Genomic DNA, 15,306 nt, shown 5'->3' on the forward strand with positions numbered 1-15,306 from the left:
TGGGCCGGCAGTCGTTACGTTCACTCACTTGTATGGGATAGCTATGGTCATCCAGGCGCGGTCACCGCGGAACTCCACGCCGCCGCCCAGCAGGGCCCACCTTCGTAGGTCCGTTGGCGGTTCCCGCACGCCGGGACTACTCGGAGAAGCCGGTGGCCTCATGGCGGGCGCGGTCGATCGCCCAAGAGGCGGCCACTGGGCCCACGGTGATGCGGCGGTCCCGGTGACCCCGATGCGGCGACGCACCGGGGTCAACCGGCGAGATGACCCCCGTTACGCCGCCGATGCTCTCCTCCGTGACGAAGAGGACTCCGCTATGGCCTCATCAGAGGGGCGCCAGCTTCGGCGGACAGGCCGGAGCGCAGAGCTGTCGCCGCGGCGAGGACGCGGGGGTCATGAGAGCAGACGATCTCGACGCCGGGCTCGGTGTTGAGCTCGGAGAGCCGGCGGTGGTTGGCGGCGATGGCACCGGGGTCGATGGCGGCCTGCTGTTCGAACTGCCGGAGCTCCGGCCGGAGTTCCAACGGGCGTCCGGCGTGGTCTGTGAGGTTCGCGCTGCTGCCGTCGAAGATCGCGTCGCCTGCGTGCAGGAGCAGCCTGCCATCTCCGAGGTCGATGGCGACGGCGGCGTGGCCCCGGGTGTGGCCGGGCATGGGAATGAGCGCGAATCGGTCGTCGAGCCCGTTGACCTGATAGGCGCCGATGAAGCCACGCCACGGCTCCCCTGGGCCTTCGTAGGCCGAAATGCTGGGACGATGGGCCCATTGGACCGGCCGGTAGCGTTGCTTCTCCACCTCGTCCGGGGTGATCATGGCGGCCTGCTGTTCAGCGGCGGTGGTGTGCACGACAGCGTCCGGGAAGTCGGCCAGTCCGCCGATGTGGTCCAGGTCCAGATGGGTCAGCACGATGTGCCTGACGTCATCGGAGGTGTATCCGAGCGAACGGATCTGGGTGATCGCGGTTTCGGCGGGTGAGCACGCCGGGTTCAACAGGAGGCGGAGCGGCCCGAGCCTCCCGGCGGGGTCGGCGACGTCGGCGGTGCCGAAGCCGGTGTCCACGAGCACCAAGCCCTGGTCGGTCTCGACGGCCAGGATGTGGGTCACGAGTGGGATGCCCTGGATATTCAGGGTGCCGCAGTTGAGGTGGTGTACGCGCATGTGTCTTGAATCTCCTGCCGATAGAGGATGTGCTCAGAACCGGAAGCCGTTGCCGCCGGTCCCGGTGCCTGGTGCCGAGCCGTATGGGGTGACGTCCGTGGCCTCGTGCCCAAGGACGCGCGGCAGCTCGCCCAGACCGTTGATGATCGCGTCGGGGCGGGCGGCCTGGAGGAGGGATTCCGAACGGTAACCACCGGTGACGGCGATGGCCATGTAGCCGGCGGTGCGGGCGCAGGCTATGTCGTACTCGGTGTCCCCGACATAGACGAGCCTCGCGTGATTCGCGCGGTGGGCGTCCAGGTGTGCGATCTTGTCGTCGGCGTCGGTGACGATGACGTCCAGGTAAGGGGCGAGTCCGGTGCGGTCAAGGTCGCCATGGACGGCTGAGGCGGCCGCGGCGGAGACGACGCCCACACGGGCGCCGGCGGCGCGCAGGCCCCGAAGGAGCCGCTCGGCCCCAGCGCGAGCGGGTGCCTCGCGGTCGGCGAGGCCACGGTTCCATTCCTCGAGCGCGAGGCCGCTGTCGGAGACGCCCAGGTCGGTGAGGAAATCCAGCAGCGGCAGGCGGAACCGGTCGAGGAACTCCTCCAAGGACAGAAGGGCGATGCGCCTGCTGGACAGGACATCGTTGGTGGCGGCGTGCGCGCGGTGGGTGTCGTCCATGAGGGTGCCGTTCACGTCGAACAGCACGAGCATGTCGCTGAGATGGGTCATGAGGTGGAGAAGCTGCTTTCGAGGAGGGGAAGTCCGGCGGCGGAGCCGAGGAAGCGGTCGCCGAAGAGATGCGGAGCGACAGGGGTCGCAGGAGATCGTGACCTGCCGGCCTGCCGACGGTGCCCGCGCCCCGGCCACGCGCCCGGCAAGGCCGAGATCGGTACGGACGACGTCACAGAGGTCGCGCGGCGGCGGCGCCGACGCATCGGAGGTCATCCCAGTACCCGCCGATCGATCGCGAGCACGCCGCCGTCGACGCCGACGGCCAGCAAGGTATCGCCCGTCACCGCCAGGGACGCGGCGATCGGAACATCCAATTCGATGTCGTCGCGACGCTCTCCGGTCCGCGCGATGGCCACGTGGATCCGCCCGTCGAGGCCGGGCACCAGCAGGAGCTCCGTACCATCCACGGTCACCGGTGAGGGAGAGGCGAAGACCGGGTGCGGTGTGACCGCGTAGCTGGTCATGGAGAAGGGGCCGGCGGCCTGGAAGGTGGTCCGCCAGATCTCCGCGCCATCCCTCCTGTTCAACAGCACCAGGTCGGTGCCCCCGTCCACGACCGCGATGCCGTGCGGCACCGCCACTGGAGTCGTCGGCACGAACCCCCTGCGGTTGCGCACCTGCCACAGGACCTCACCGCTTCCGCCGTCCACCTTGACGACGCCTTTGCTGGTCGGGATGTACAGGTCGCCCTCGTCGAGGAGCGGCGTGCCTACCGGGGAGGCGTCTTGCCGCAGCCGATCGGCGAGCGAGGCGGTCGAGTAGCCGGTCGGCCAGACGGTGGCGCCGGTGGTGACCTCCAGGCAGATCATGGTGGGCGGGACGCCCAGGCTGCCTACATGGACGAGGTCTCCGGACACGACCGGGGCCGCGTTGCCGACCAGGTTGATGTGCGGGGCCAGGTCCGTGCGCTCCCAGCGCGGCTCGCCCGTACGGGCGTCGAGCGCGCGCAGGTGCGCCAGGTCACCCACGATGACCAGGTCGCCGGCCACGACGGGCGGGGTGAAAGCGAACCTCCGCAGCGGATCGGGTGAGGTGGTACGCCACCGCTCCGTCCCGTCGGCAAGATCCAGGCCGACGACGTCGCCTGACACCTCGACCGCGATGACCACGTCCGCGTGGACCGCGGGCGTCCCCTTGACCGCCGAACGCAGTGCCGTACGCCACCGCAGCGATCCGTCGGCCAGATCGATCGCGTCGACCCCGCCCGCGGCTCTGTCCTCGTCGACGACAGCGGACAGGACCAGGTCTTCGGCGACGCGGACGGCGGCCCGCTGTCCGGAACCGGGAAGCTGGTGCCGCCACCGAGCCGCGCGGGGCACCGCCACGGCGTGGATCGGCGCGGAGAAGGTGGAGCGTTCAAGACCGGCGGGGGCGACCGCTCGGGTCTCCAGCGTGATCCGCTCGCCGTCCCAGGTCACCACCCGGTAGGACGGCGGGCTGTAGTCCAGGCCCGCGAAGAGCGGCGTGGGCGTGTTGACGTGCAGCGTTCCGCCGACCTCAACGACCCTTGAGGTGTGCCAGTGGCCGGAGAAGGTGGCCAGCGGCTGGTGCGGCAGGCCTTCCAGGATCGACAGGCCGGGCTGGTCGTGGCTGAGCAGGATCCACGGCGTCCCCGCGGCGAGCGACTCCAGGTCGGCGCGCAGCCAGGCGTCCTGGAGTTCATGATCCAGGCCCAGTTCGTGGGTGTGCCAGTCGAGCGCCGCCACGTGCAGGCCCGGCAGGTCGAAGGAGTACCAACGCGGACCTACGTTGCGCTCGTAGCCCGAGGGGTCTCCGGTGTTGATCAAGTAGTTGTTGCGGGAGGTCGCGAACCCTTGCCTTCCCGCCATGTGGTCGTGGTTTCCGGGCAGCAGATGCACGGGAACGGGGCTGTCGTGTACGGCGAGGCGGAGCGCCTCGTACTCGGCGTCCACTCCCGAATCGGTCAGGTCGCCGGTGGCGATCACCGAGTGCACTCCCGGCACTCGCTCGGGCAGGCTCCTCAGGAACTCGGCCAGCCCGTCGCAGCTGCCCATCTCGACTGGTTCCTGGTAGAGCTTCGCACCGTTGTCTGTGCTGATGTGCGTATCAGAGATATGGACAAACCGGTAGACGTCGGGCTGGTCGTCGGGTGTCAGCGTGAAGGTCGCCTCGGCGGTCGCGGCGGGCACGAACCAGGGCGCGCAGGTCCAGCCTGCCGGACGGGTGAGGAAGACGAACGGACCTTGGGGGACGATCTGGAACCTTCCGTCGGCGGAGGTGGTGGTGAGGGTGATCCCGTCGCTCAGGGTCACTCCCGCACGCGGACGGCCCAGATGATCGACGACATATCCGATCATGGTGTTCCTTCAGATCCGATGGTCGGTGAGGGCATCGGCGGTGGCTGCCAGAGCCTCATTGCCGGTGCGGCTTCGCAGCGCTATCAGGGTGAAGATCGCGTCCAGTACGACCAGGTGGACGACCCTGCTGGTCATCGACTCGATGCGGTACGCGGTCTCTCTACTCCCCGCGACCAGCAGGTGGTCGACGAGCTCGGTCAACGGGGAGCTGGCGAAGCTGGTGAGCGCGACGGTCGTGGCCCCGCTCTGCCGGGCGGCGCGCACGGAAGCGAGCGTCTCGGTGGTCGACCCGGTGTGGGAGATCCCGAAGCAGACGTCGCCTGGGCGTAGCATGCGTGACGTCACGTGCTGAACATGCACGTCGGCCGGAAACGACGCGGGCAGGCCGATCGTGGTGAGCCGGTAGGCCACATCGGCGGCCAGCGGGGCGGAGGTGCCGACCGCGATGAACAGGATCCGCGGCGCCCTCGTGAGAAGCTCCGCGACCGCGCCCAGCCGGTCGGTGTCGACGGTCTGCGCCGCGTCTTGAAGGGCGACCGCCGAACCGGCGAGTACCTTCTGCGCGACCTCGGCCGGCCCGTCATCCGAGGCCACCTCCGCCAGCAGCTGTCGCTCGGCCGGGATGGACTCGCGGGCCAGCCGCAGTTTGAGGTCCTGGAAACCCCGCAGCCCGAGGCTCTGGCAGAAGCGCATGACGCTCCCCACCGAGCTGCCCGACTCCTGAGCCATCTGGGTCACCGAGCGATGGATCACCTCAAGTGGCGCGGCGAGCACCGTCCGTGCGACCCGCTGCTCCGACGGCGACAGGTCCGGCACCGACGAGCGGATCAGTTCAAGCACGTTCACACTGGTAGAAGCTGTTTCGACCACGCAGGGGACGTTAGGCCGCCCAAACGAACCGGCGATGAACACAACGCGAAGAACGGAAAGATAATCCAAACCCAGCGGCCAGTTGGAACATCACTCCATCCGCCGCTTGCCCCGCCGGGGCGTGCCCCAGGTCGCCTGAAACTCTCTGGACCCGCCCCGCATTGAGGAATCAGGGGTTCCTCAATGCCCACTAGCGTGAAGCAGGAAGCGACGACGAGGAAGGACCCAGCGTGAGCCTGCGAGGATTCAGCACGATCAGCTTCTGGGCGGACGACGTGGCGGCGGCCGTGACCTGGTACACGGAGTTCCTGGGCGTGGAGGCCTACTTCCTGCGGTCGGGCCCCGACGGACGCCCGGCCTACGCCGAGTTCCGCCTCGGCGACCACGAGGACGAGCTCGGCATCATCGACCGCGCCTACGCGCCGCCCGGCGCGGCGGCCGAGCCCGGCGGCGCCGTCATGTACTGGCACGTCGACGACCTCGACGCGACCGTGGAGCGACTGCTGTCGATGGGCGCCAAGGAGTACCAGCCGATCACGCCGCGCGGGGACACCGGGTTCGTCACCGCCGCGGTGCTCGACCCGTTCGGCAACGTGCTGGGCGTCATGTACAACCCGCACTACCTCGAAGTCCTCGCGTCCACCAGACCTGCCTAGCGTGGACACGCCCGGCTTTCCCGACCCGGCCCGGTGGGAAGACCCCACCGGGCCGGCGTCACCAGGGGGCTCACCGCCTGACCATCCCCTAGATATTCCCTGACACGAATATTCTCCATGGTGAATACTTTTCTCATGGACGCACTCCTCACCGCACTGGCCGACCCGGCCCGCTGGCGGCTCGTGAGCCTGCTGGCCGAGCGGCCCCGGCCGGTCGGTGTCCTCGCCAAGCTCGCCGAGGCGCGCCAGCCGCAGACGACCAAGCACCTGCAGGCCCTTGAGCGCGCCGGCGTCGTCACCTCCCAGCGCACCGGACAGCGCCGCGTCTACGCGCTCCGTCCCGCTCCCCTGCGGGAGCTGGCGACCGCGCTCAGCCGGCTCGCCGACACCGCGGACCAGGCCGATGGCCCTCGCGAGACCTACGACCGGGTGCGCGGATCGTCCATGAGTACCGCGATGCCGAGGACGCCGACGGCTCCGACCTGATCGCCGGGCGCGCGCAGGGAGTCGTCGACGACGTACGCCCCGGTGAGCGCCTCGCCTACCGGCTCTCCCCGCTGCTTCCCGACGGCGGCATCGCCTTCACCGCTCACCTCGACCTCGGGCCCCAGCCCACCGACACCGGCACAGACCTCGACGTCCACTTCCGGATCACCGACAGCACAGCCGGCTCCGCAGACTTCATCGCAGGCATCGAGATCGGCTTCGGTCAGAGCCTCGACAAGCTCGCGGCCACCCTCGCCGCGGACTCCGACAGCACCGACGACGCCGGGCACGACACCGGCACAAGGAGCACGAAATGACCAACTCGACCGGCCGCAGGGTGACCTGCTCGGACGGCTCAGACCTACTCGACCGGCTGTACCTCATGATCTTCCCCGAGATCGCCGGGGGTGGGCGGCGACTGTTCGACGACAGCCTGCCGGCTTCGAAGTGGACGCTCACCCACCAGGAGACCGGCGAACTGGGCGAGATCGCCATGGTCTACGACCGAGTCCACTGAGCCGGCAGGCTCCCACCGCTCACGCGGCCATGATGTACAACGCCACCCAAGGAGGATGTGCTCCCCCTGAGCCTACGGCTTACGGGCGACCCCGCCCGCACAGGCGACCTCGGGAGCCTCTCCCCAAGGGCTCGGCTCCGGACGCCACCGCGTCACCGGCACGACACCAGGCTCCAGCAACTCCAGCCCCTCGAAGTAAGCGGCGATCTTCTCCGGGCTCCGGGGCGTGTACGCGACCACGCCGTTCCCCGAATTGTGGCGCCGCATCGCCTGGACGTACGCCGGGTCGGTGTCGGAGCCGTCGTACAGCGCCAGATAACTACCCGAGGGCAGAGCGGCCATCAACCGGTTCACAATCGAACGCGTCTCGTCATGGTCACGGACAAGACCCAGGATGCCCATCAGCATCAGCGCGGTCGGCTGGGTGAAGTCCAGCGTCTTCGCGGCGGCGCCGAGAATGAACTCAGGGTCGCGCACATCCGCCTCGATATAGTCGGTGGCCCCCTCAGGCGTACTGGTGAGCAACGCCTGGGCGTGCACCAGCACCAAGGGGTCGTTGTCGACGTAGACGATGCGCGACTCCGGCGCCACCCGCTGGGCCACCTCGTGGGTGTTGTCCACGGTCGGCAACCCGGTACCGATGTCCAGGAACTGGCGGATGCCCGCCTCACCGGCAAGGAAACGCACGGCCCGAGCAAGCATGTACCGCGAATGCCGGGCGATGTCGACCATGCCCGGGAAGACCTCCCCCACCTTGTCACCCGCCAGACGGTCGACGGGGTAATTGTCCTTCCCACCCAGTAAGTAGTTCCAGATCCGCGCCGAGTGCGGCACGGTGGTGTTGATGCGCGCCGCGCTCAACCTGCCGGCACCCTCCGACATGTACGCCGGATCATCGGACCCGGATAAGGGATTCGGAGCGGTGGGGTCATCGGCCATCAGGGAGCTCCCTATCTTGCGTTGTCTCTGCAGGGAGATTACGCCTGTCCGCGAGAGCCGGCGCACGACACGGAAGCCCCCGCGAGGCCGACCCGCGCAACCCGGCCCTCCGCTTCCGGACATGTCCCCAGACGAAAGGGGGCAGGGCCGGCCGCGTCACCGGGCGTGAGAGACGCGGCCGCGGACGAAGGTCAGCGGACCTTGCCGAAGAACTCGCGCATGTCGGCGGCGACGTGATCGGGCTGCTCCATGGCGACGAAGTGGTGGCCGCCTGCATTGCCTTCCGGCCAGTGAACGATGATGTTGTGTCGTTCGGCGAGCCGGCGGATTCCGGGCGGTCCGCTGTACACACCGGTCGGCGCCGCCGTCTGACCCTCCGGCCAGCCGAAGCCCGTGCTGTCGTAGTAGGGCCAGGATGAGGTTCCCAACGTCCCGGTGAGCCAGTAGAGGCTCACGTTGGTGAGGATCAGGTCACGATCGATCACCTGCTCCGGCGGTTTCGCGGCGGCGGTGAACTCCTTGAACTTCTGCGTCATCCATGCCAGCGCGGCGACCGGGGAGTCATGCCATCCGTAGGCGAAGGTCTGCGGTGCCGCGCGCAGCAGCCCATGATGGTCCACGCCGCTCATCCAGTCCTGCGTCTGGAGCTGCGCGTAGGCCGCCCGCTCGTCGCCGGTCATCTCGGGAACATCGTCTTCGGTGGGGAAGCCAAGCCCGCTGATGACATAGACGCCGATCACGTGATCCGGGGCCACCTTGGCGACTTCCGGGGCGACGTACGCGCCGAAGTCCCCGCCCTGGGTGCCGTAGCGGTCGTATCCGAGGCGGTGCATCAGCTCCGCCCAGATCCGTGCCACGCGCGTGGCGTTCCAGCCGGTCTCGCGCGGCGGGGCGGAGAACCCGAATCCGGGCACCGACGGCACGACGGCGTGGAACGCCTGAGACGGGTCGCCGCCGTGCGCGCGAGGATCGGTGAGGGGGCCGATGAGGTCGGTGAACTCCACGAACGAGTTCGGCCAGCCGTGGGTGAGAATGAGCGGCAGGGCGTCCGGCTCGGGGGAGCGCACATGCAGGAAGTGGATGTCCTGGCCGTCGATCTCGGTCATGAACTGGGGAAACTCGTTCAGCCGCGCCTCACGCCGGCGCCAGTCGTATCCACTGCGCCAGTATTCGGCCAGGTCTTTGAGATAGTCGGCGGGGACGCCCCGCCTCCACTCCTCGCCGGGCAGCTGCCGGGGCCACCGGGTGCGGGCCAGCCGGTGGCGCAGCTCGTCCAGGTCTGCCTGGGGAATGTCGATGCGGAAGGGGCGGACCTCGGTGCTCATGACTCTCCTCAGTGGGTACGCCCGCCGCAGCGGCGGGCGGCGTCCTGCCACGTCGTTCCCGCAGGCCCGGGTGGCGCGTCGCGGTGACATGATCGAGAATAGGAACCATGTAGGTCAGTTCCTGTCCGATATGGCCGGGCATGATGGACCCCATGAGCGACACCCCCGCACGACTGCTCAAACTGCTGTCCTTGTTGCAGACCCCGCGCGAATGGCCCGGCAGCGAGCTGGCCGAGCGCCTGGGGGTCAGCCCCCGTACGATCCGCCGGGATGTCGATCGCCTGCGTGAGCTGGGTTATCCGGTGCGGGCGACGATGGGGGCGGTGGGCGGCTACCGGCTCGCCGCAGGTAAGGCCATGCCACCGTTGCTGCTGGACGATGAGGAGGCGGTGGCCATCGCGGTCGGCCTGCGCATGGCGGCCGGGACTCCGGTGAACGGCATGGAGGAGGCGTCCGTGCGGGCCCTGGCCAAGCTGGAGCAGGTGCTGCCGTCCCGGCTGCGACACCGGGTCGCCACGCTGGCCGCGGTCCTGGTCTCGATGCTGACCGGGAACGGGCCGGGTGTTGATCCGCGGAACCTTACGGTGCTCGCCGGCGCCGCCGCCAACCGCGAACGCCTGCGGTTCGCCTATCAGACGGGTGACGGGAGCGAGACCCGACGCCTGGTCGAGCCGTACCGTCTGGTGGCGGTCGCACACCGCTGGTACCTCCTGGCGTACGACGACGACCGCGACGATTGGCGGTCCTTCCGCGTCGACCGAATCAGTGATCCGCGGCCGACCGGCGTGCGGGTCCCTCCCCGCGAGCCGCCCGAGCGGGACGCGGCCGCCTTCATCACCGACAGGCTGTACTCGTCGGCACCCACCTACGAGGTGCTGGCGACCATTCGTCTTCCGGCCGGCCAGGTAGCGCAGCGGCTCGGCACCGCCCCGGGCGAGGTCCAGCCGATCGACGAGCACAGCTGCCGCCTGCACGGACGCGCCGACACCCTGGAGTGGCTGGCCTCCCGGCTGCTCATGCTCGGCTGCGAGTTCCAGGTGCACGAGCCGCCCGAACTGCTGGCGTACCTGCGTGCGGCGGGCGCCCGCGCCGTCCGCGCCACAGAGGGCCCCGACGGGACCGGCCGTCTACCGGCAGACGACCGGTCCCGTCCGGGCTTTCTGTCACCGGGTCCCCCTGCTGGTGGGGGGGTTTGAGTGGGTGAGATCTGGTTAGCGCCAATAGCGGCGTTCTTTACAAAGTAAACCAAAAGGTACAGAGCAGACGGACGCGACGATCTCTGCTATCTGCTGGACTCCCGACGAGTGGAACCTGCCCTGAAGTGCCTCACCTGGGCCGAGAGGGGTCCGAGCACAGCGGACGACAAAAGGCGATGGCAAGGAGATCCCACCCCTTGCCACTCTCAACGTATAGCGCACCGGGGGGCTTGCGGCAAGACCCGGGTCGTGCCTCAGGATTGTCGGCCGAGGCCGGAACCTGCGGAAACGGGGAATGCGGAATGCGTGTGTTGTTGTCGACGTATGGGTCGCGCGGGGACGTCGAACCGCTGGCGGGACTCGCCGTGCGGTTGCGGGAACTCGGTGCGGACGTGCGGGTGTGCGCGCCGCCTGACAAGGAGTTCGCCGAGCTGCTGGCCGGTGTCGGCGTACCGCTGGTGCCGGTCGGCTCGCCGATGGGGTCGATGGTGCGGCCGTCGTCGCCGGCCGGCGCGTCCCGGCGCGTGTCCGAGCTGGCCGCGCTGTTCGACACGGTCGCCGCGGCGGCCGAGGGATGCGACGCGCTCTTGGCGACCGGGTTGGCGCATTTCGCCTCGCGGTCGGTGGCCGAGAAGCTGGGCGTCCCCTACGTGTACGCGACCTTCTGCCCGTTCCTGCTGCCGTCGCCGCACCACGCGCCGCCGCCGGTGCTGCCCGGCGAGTCCTCCCCGCCGGAGGTGACCGACAACCGGGTGCTGTGGGAGCTGAACGCCCGGAGCTTCAACGCGTTGCACGGCGAGGCGCTCAACACCCACCGGGCCTCGATCGGGCTGCCGCCGGTGGACGACGTCCGCGACTTCATCTTCACCGGCCACCCGTGGCTGGCGGCGGACCCGACCCTGAGCCCGTGGCGGGAGACCCCCGACCTCGACGTCGTGCGCACCGGTGCGTGGATCCTTCCGGACGAGCGCCCGCTCCCGGCCGAGTTGGAGGCGTTCCTGGACGCCGGGTCGCCACCGGTGTACGCGGGCTTCGGCAGCATGCGCGGCGTCTCGGAGGACATCGCCCGGGTGGCCATCGAGACGATCCGCGCGCAGGGCCGCCGCGTACTGGTGGGCCGCGGCTGGGCCGACCTGGCCCTGATCGACGACCGGGACGACTGTTTCGCCGTCGGCGAGGTCAACCAGCAGGCACTGTTCGGCCGGGTGGCCGCCGTCGTGCACCACGGCGGCGCGGGCACCACGACGACGGCCGCCCGGGTCGGGGCGACCCAGGTGGTGGTGCCCCAGGCGGGGGACCAGCCGTACTGGGCCGGCCGGGTGGCCGAGCTGGGCATCGGCGCGGCACACGACGGTCCGGCTCCGACCACCGCGTCCCTGTCGGCCGCGCTCAGAACGGCCCTGACCCCCGAGGTCCGAGCACGAGCCAGGGCCGTGGCCGGCACGATCCGCACCGACGGGGCGACGGTGGCCGCGGCGATGCTGCTCGACGCGGTCAGCCGGGAAAGGCCGCCGGTGCCCGCGTGAACCGCCCGGATCGCCGAGCCCGGAAAGCGCCTCGTCCACCTCAGATCGGAGCCGATGACGTGAACTCCCTGACCACCAGCGCGTTCGACCTTCCCGGCCATCTCACGCCCAAGGCCGACCCGACGCTGATCGCCGGCGACGAGCGGCACTTCGCGGCCATCGCGGCGAGCCTTGAGCGGTCGATCGCCGACCTGTCCGACCGCCTCGACGCCGAACGCAAGGCTCCCGGCGGCGTAGGGCGGCAGGCGATGGACCGGGACCTGGAGATCCACCGGCTGACCGCTCGCCTGCGCGCGCTGCGTCGCTTCGGTCTGGACCTGTGCCTCGGGCACATCGTCAGCGCGGACGACCCCGAACCCGTGTACATCGGACGACTTGGCCTCACGGACAGCGCGGGTCGTCGGCTGCTGCTCGACTGGCGCTCCCCCGCGGCCGAGCCGTTCTTCGGAGCGACCCACGCCAACCCGATGGGGCTGACGAGCCGCCGCAGGTATCGCTGGACCGCCGGGCGGATCAGCGACTACTGGGACGAGGTCTTCACCTCCGACGGGTTCGAAGGGCACGCCGCGCTGGACGACCAGTCCGCCTTCATCGCCAGCCTGGGCGGCAACCGGTCGGACCGGATGCGAGACGTGCTCGGCACCATCCAGGCCGACCAGGACGCCATCATCCGCGCGGGCTCCCGCGGCGCTCTCGTCGTCGACGGCGGGCCGGGTACGGGGAAGACCGTCGTCGCTCTGCACCGCTCCGCCTACCTCCTCTACGCGGACCCTCGCCTCGGTCACCACCGGGGCGGCGTGCTGTTCGTCGGTCCGCACCAGCCCTACCTGGCCTACGTCGCCGACGTCCTCCCGAGCCTCGGAGAGGAGGGCGTGCAGACCTGCACCCTGCGGGACCTCGTCGCCGAGGGAGCCGCGGCGGCGGTGGAGACCGACCCGGAGGTGGCCCGCCTGAAGTCGTCCGCGGACCTGGTGAAGGCGATCGAGGCGGCCGTGAGGTTCTACGAGAACCCGCCCACCAAGGGGATGACGGTCACGACCCACTGGTCCGACATCTGGTTGAGCCCCGACGACTGGGCCGAGGCGTTCGAAGCACCAGAACCCGGGACTCCGCACAACGAGGCGCGCGACCAGATCTGGGAGGAGCTGCTCACGATCCTGGTGGACAAGCACGACGGCGAGGCCCCGGCTGACCTGCTCCGCAGGTCGCTGCTGCGGAACAGGGAGCTGCTCACGACCTTCAACCGCGCGTGGCCGCTGCTCGAAGCGGCCGACCTCGTCGGAGACCTGTGGTCGGTACCGGCCTACCTGCGGATGTGCGCCCCCTGGCTCAGCCCCGATGACGTTCGAAAGCTGCGACGCGGGGACGCCCAGGCCTGGACGCTGTCCGACCTGCCGCTCCTGGACGCGGCACGGCAGCGGCTCGGCGACCCGGAGACGTCACGGCGCAGGCGTCGGCATGACGCCTCCATCGCCGCCGAGCGCGAGCACATGGCCAAGGTCGTCGACGCCCCGCTGGAGGCCGATGACGACGGGGAAGGCGCGGTGACGATGCTGCGCGGACAGGACCTGAAGGACGCCCTGGTCGACGAGACCGCGCCTCCCGGCACCGAACCGGACCTGCTCGCCGGACCGTTCGCGCACATCGTCGTGGACGAGGCCCAGGAACTGACCGACGCGGAGTGGCAGATGTTGCTGCTCCGCTGCCCGTCCCGGAGCTTCACCATCGTCGGGGACCGTGCCCAGGCAAGGCGCGGGTTCACGGAGTCGTGGCAGGAACGGCTTGAGCGGATCGGGCTCGACCGGATCAACCTGGCCTCCCTGAGCGTCAACTACCGGACACCGCAAGAGATCATGGCGGAGGCCGAGCCGGTCATCCGGGCCGTGCTCCCGGACGCCAACGTGCCGGCCTCCATCCGCAGCGGCGGCGTCCCCGTCGTACACGGCTCTGTTTCGGACCTGGGCTCGGTCCTCGACACCTGGCTCGCCACGCATGCCGACGGGGTCGCCTGCGTCATCGGCGATCCCACGTTCCAGGCGACGTCCCGCGTCCGGTCGCTGACCCCGGAGCTGTCGAAGGGGCTTGAGTTCGACCTGGCCGTGCTCGTCGACCCAGAGACGTTCGGCAGGGGCGTCGAAGGAGCGGTCGACCGCTATGTCGCGATGACCCGAGCGACCCACCGGCTCGTCATCCTCACGAGCTCCTGACTCCGGCCGAGTGCGTGGCCCTGCCGGCGGTGACCAGCAGCAACCGGGCCACGCACACAGCACTACAGGAAGGACCCGTCATCGCGTGTCGCGGATCCCGAGAATGTATGCCGCGGTAAGCGCGACGGCACGGTCTTCGTCCTGTGACAGATCTGCGAGGGCACGTGACGCCGTGGTTCCCGGGATATCCGCGAGCGCCTGTGCCAGCCGTCGACGCGCGGACGATTCCACGGTGCCGGGGGCGAGACGATCAACGAGCCCGTCAGCGATCTGATCCGCCAACGCGGGACGACTCGCCAGCGCGCTCAGCGCATCGGCCGCGTCGACGTCGTTCGTCCCCTCGACGACCATGTCGATGAGCGTCGGGACCGCGTCGGCCACCCCATGTGCCCCGAGTGCCAGAGCCGCATACCTGCGGACCACGACGTCGGGGTTCGCGAGGGCGTCCCGCAGCAGTGCGGTCCCTCACCGTCCGGAATCTCAGCGATGGACTGGACGGCACGTTTGCGCACCTCGGCCACCGGTGAGCCGAGGCCCTCCGCCAGCAGCGCCAATCCGGCATCACCCGATTGCGCCAAGGCCCATCGAAGGGCTCCGGCGACGTTCGGGTCCTTCTCGCTCAGCACCGCCTCGACCAGTGCTTCCGCCGGCACCGGAACCTCCTCGACCGAGGACAGGGCCGCGCGCTGGCGTTTCCCGGCGCTCTTCGACCCCAACGCCTGGAGGAGTGCGACGGTCTGGAGGACGTCCTCCCAGCCGGCGGGTTTCGCGGCACCGATCCGTCGGAGTCGCGTGAGCAGCTCCGTCTCACTGGCGATGCGTTCTCGCGTCTGGCGGATGAGGTCGTCGACGAGCTCTGAGGGCGTGAAGCCCGGATCATCGAGCGCCCGCCCGACCTCACGCAGCGACAGCCCCAATGACCGCAGGCTCTCGATATGGAAGATCCGCCGGATGTCCTCGCTGGAGTACTCCCGATAGCCGGCGTCGCTACGACCCGTCGGCCGCACCAGGCCGAGCGAGTCGTAATGCCTGAGCATGCGGGCGCTGACCCCGGACCGCCGTGCCACCTCACCGATCAACACCGCCTATCCCCCCTCCTGGCCGGTCCCGCCGAGGGCCACGACGCGCTTCGCCTCCTCGATCGCGAACTCGAATCCGGCATCCGGGTCGCGCAACAGCCGTTCCGTGGCGATCGCGTGCGCGCGCACGCCAGGGTCGAGATCCGTCATCGCGGCGCGCAGATTTGGCAAGATCACCTCACCGAGCGCGATCAGCGCCCGGCTGAGGCTCAGGTGCGTCTCACGTTCGCCGCGCCCGAACTGTGTCGACAACACCGCGGCCAACTCGGGCTCCTCACCTTCGGGCACGAGCACGACCGCTGCCCGCCAAGCG

Annotated in this window: 15 protein-coding genes and 1 pseudogene; 6 read left to right on the forward strand and 10 right to left on the reverse strand. The window is 69.7% G+C overall.

Features of this window, described 5'->3' with window-relative positions; translation table 11 throughout:
• Window positions 1-314: 314 nt before the first annotated feature.
• The 4 genes from AB0B89_RS28280 to AB0B89_RS28295 all read right to left on the reverse strand — a co-directional run bounded on the left by AB0B89_RS28280 (window position 315) and on the right by AB0B89_RS28295 (window position 5,032).
• The gene (locus tag AB0B89_RS28280; RefSeq protein WP_358558905.1) at window positions 315-1,157 is read right to left on the reverse strand and encodes an MBL fold metallo-hydrolase; all 843 of its coding nucleotides are present in this window, start codon (window positions 1,155-1,157) and stop codon (window positions 315-317) included.
• Between the two features lie 33 nt (window positions 1,158-1,190).
• Window positions 1,191-1,871 (reverse strand): HAD hydrolase-like protein, encoded by a 681-nt coding sequence (locus tag AB0B89_RS28285; RefSeq protein ID WP_358558907.1) that lies wholly within the window; start codon window positions 1,869-1,871, stop codon window positions 1,191-1,193.
• A gap of 212 nt (window positions 1,872-2,083) precedes the next feature.
• Complete coding sequence (locus AB0B89_RS28290; RefSeq protein ID WP_358558909.1) at window positions 2,084-4,192, reverse strand: PQQ-binding-like beta-propeller repeat protein; 2,109 nt, start codon at window positions 4,190-4,192, stop codon at window positions 2,084-2,086.
• Window positions 4,193-4,201: 9 nt separating this feature from the next.
• Window positions 4,202-5,032 (reverse strand): MurR/RpiR family transcriptional regulator, encoded by an 831-nt coding sequence (locus AB0B89_RS28295; protein ID WP_358558911.1) that lies wholly within the window; start codon window positions 5,030-5,032, stop codon window positions 4,202-4,204.
• Window positions 5,033-5,292: 260 nt separating this feature from the next.
• Here AB0B89_RS28295 and AB0B89_RS28300 point away from each other — a divergent pair, with 260 nt between their 5' ends.
• The gene (locus AB0B89_RS28300) at window positions 5,293-5,718 is read left to right on the forward strand and encodes a VOC family protein (protein ID WP_358558912.1); all 426 of its coding nucleotides are present in this window, start codon (window positions 5,293-5,295) and stop codon (window positions 5,716-5,718) included.
• 135 nt (window positions 5,719-5,853) lie between these two features.
• Window positions 5,854-6,204 carry a metalloregulator ArsR/SmtB family transcription factor gene (locus AB0B89_RS28305; protein ID WP_358558914.1) on the forward strand — a complete coding sequence of 117 codons (351 nt, stop codon included), beginning with the start codon at window positions 5,854-5,856 and terminating at the stop codon, window positions 6,202-6,204.
• On the opposite strand, the gene AB0B89_RS28310 is transcribed toward AB0B89_RS28305, so the two are convergent.
• Window positions 6,138-6,494, reverse strand: a complete 357-nt coding sequence (locus AB0B89_RS28310; RefSeq protein ID WP_358558916.1) for a hypothetical protein — start codon at window positions 6,492-6,494, stop codon at window positions 6,138-6,140. The two genes, AB0B89_RS28305 and AB0B89_RS28310, sit on opposite strands and share 67 nt — an antisense overlap.
• 23 nt (window positions 6,495-6,517) lie before the next feature.
• Between AB0B89_RS28310 and AB0B89_RS28315 the strand changes: the two genes are divergently transcribed.
• Window positions 6,518-6,721 (forward strand): hypothetical protein, encoded by a 204-nt coding sequence (locus tag AB0B89_RS28315; protein WP_358558918.1) that lies wholly within the window; start codon window positions 6,518-6,520, stop codon window positions 6,719-6,721.
• Window positions 6,722-6,793: 72 nt separating this feature from the next.
• On the opposite strand, the gene AB0B89_RS28320 is transcribed toward AB0B89_RS28315, so the two are convergent.
• Together AB0B89_RS28320 and AB0B89_RS28325 are read right to left on the reverse strand one after the other, a co-directional pair.
• Window positions 6,794-7,603, reverse strand: a complete 810-nt coding sequence (locus tag AB0B89_RS28320) for an SAM-dependent methyltransferase (protein ID WP_358558932.1) — start codon at window positions 7,601-7,603, stop codon at window positions 6,794-6,796.
• Window positions 7,604-7,851: 248 nt separating this feature from the next.
• Window positions 7,852-8,985: an epoxide hydrolase family protein gene (locus AB0B89_RS28325; protein WP_358558920.1), complete on the reverse strand. Its 1,134-nt coding sequence runs from the start codon at window positions 8,983-8,985 to the stop codon at window positions 7,852-7,854.
• 152 nt (window positions 8,986-9,137) lie between these two features.
• On the opposite strand from AB0B89_RS28325, the gene AB0B89_RS28330 reads away from it, so the two are divergent.
• From AB0B89_RS28330 to helR, 3 genes are all read left to right on the forward strand, one after another.
• Window positions 9,138-10,181: a YafY family protein gene (locus AB0B89_RS28330; protein ID WP_358558922.1), complete on the forward strand. Its 1,044-nt coding sequence runs from the start codon at window positions 9,138-9,140 to the stop codon at window positions 10,179-10,181.
• 302 nt (window positions 10,182-10,483) lie between these two features.
• Window positions 10,484-11,707, forward strand: a complete 1,224-nt coding sequence (locus AB0B89_RS28335) for a glycosyltransferase (RefSeq protein WP_358558924.1) — start codon at window positions 10,484-10,486, stop codon at window positions 11,705-11,707.
• Window positions 11,708-11,766: 59 nt separating this feature from the next.
• On the forward strand, window positions 11,767-13,914 hold the full coding sequence (gene helR, locus AB0B89_RS28340) for an RNA polymerase recycling motor ATPase HelR (protein ID WP_358558926.1): 2,148 nt from the start codon (window positions 11,767-11,769) through the stop codon (window positions 13,912-13,914).
• Window positions 13,915-13,992: 78 nt separating this feature from the next.
• On the opposite strand, the gene AB0B89_RS28345 is transcribed toward helR, so the two are convergent.
• From AB0B89_RS28345 to AB0B89_RS28355, 3 genes and pseudogenes are all read right to left on the reverse strand, one after another.
• Complete coding sequence (locus AB0B89_RS28345) at window positions 13,993-14,337, reverse strand: hypothetical protein (RefSeq protein WP_358558928.1); 345 nt, start codon at window positions 14,335-14,337, stop codon at window positions 13,993-13,995.
• Window positions 14,220-14,996, reverse strand: coding sequence for a MerR family transcriptional regulator (locus AB0B89_RS28350; RefSeq protein WP_358558930.1), 777 nt, complete (start codon window positions 14,994-14,996; stop codon window positions 14,220-14,222). The genes AB0B89_RS28345 and AB0B89_RS28350 overlap by 118 nt, the downstream gene beginning before the upstream one ends.
• A 3-nt stretch (window positions 14,997-14,999) precedes the next feature.
• Window positions 15,000-15,306 (reverse strand): annotated as a pseudogene (locus tag AB0B89_RS28355) (HEAT repeat domain-containing protein); the annotation flags it as partial.

Origin of the sequence: Sphaerisporangium sp. NPDC049002, assembly GCF_040649355.1 — a bacterium.
Classification (GTDB): domain Bacteria; phylum Actinomycetota; class Actinomycetes; order Streptosporangiales; family Streptosporangiaceae; genus Sphaerisporangium.

Bases quoted from the DNA above. Each gene is read 5' to 3' on its own strand.
- AB0B89_RS28280 (WP_358558905.1), bottom strand. From the start codon at position 1,157: ATGCGCGTACACCACCTCAACTGCGGCACCCTGAATATCCAGGGCATC.
- AB0B89_RS28285 (WP_358558907.1), bottom strand. From the start codon at position 1,871: ATGACCCATCTCAGCGACATGCTCGTGCTGTTCGACGTGAACGGCACC.
- AB0B89_RS28290 (WP_358558909.1), bottom strand. From the start codon at position 4,192: ATGATCGGATATGTCGTCGATCATCTGGGCCGTCCGCGTGCGGGAGTG.
- AB0B89_RS28305 (WP_358558914.1), top strand. From the start codon at position 5,854: ATGGACGCACTCCTCACCGCACTGGCCGACCCGGCCCGCTGGCGGCTC.
- AB0B89_RS28315 (WP_358558918.1), top strand. From the start codon at position 6,518: ATGACCAACTCGACCGGCCGCAGGGTGACCTGCTCGGACGGCTCAGAC.
- AB0B89_RS28320 (WP_358558932.1), bottom strand. From the start codon at position 7,603: ATGTCGGAGGGTGCCGGCAGGTTGAGCGCGGCGCGCATCAACACCACC.
- AB0B89_RS28325 (WP_358558920.1), bottom strand. From the start codon at position 8,985: ATGAGCACCGAGGTCCGCCCCTTCCGCATCGACATTCCCCAGGCAGAC.
- AB0B89_RS28330 (WP_358558922.1), top strand. From the start codon at position 9,138: ATGAGCGACACCCCCGCACGACTGCTCAAACTGCTGTCCTTGTTGCAG.
- AB0B89_RS28335 (WP_358558924.1), top strand. From the start codon at position 10,484: ATGCGTGTGTTGTTGTCGACGTATGGGTCGCGCGGGGACGTCGAACCG.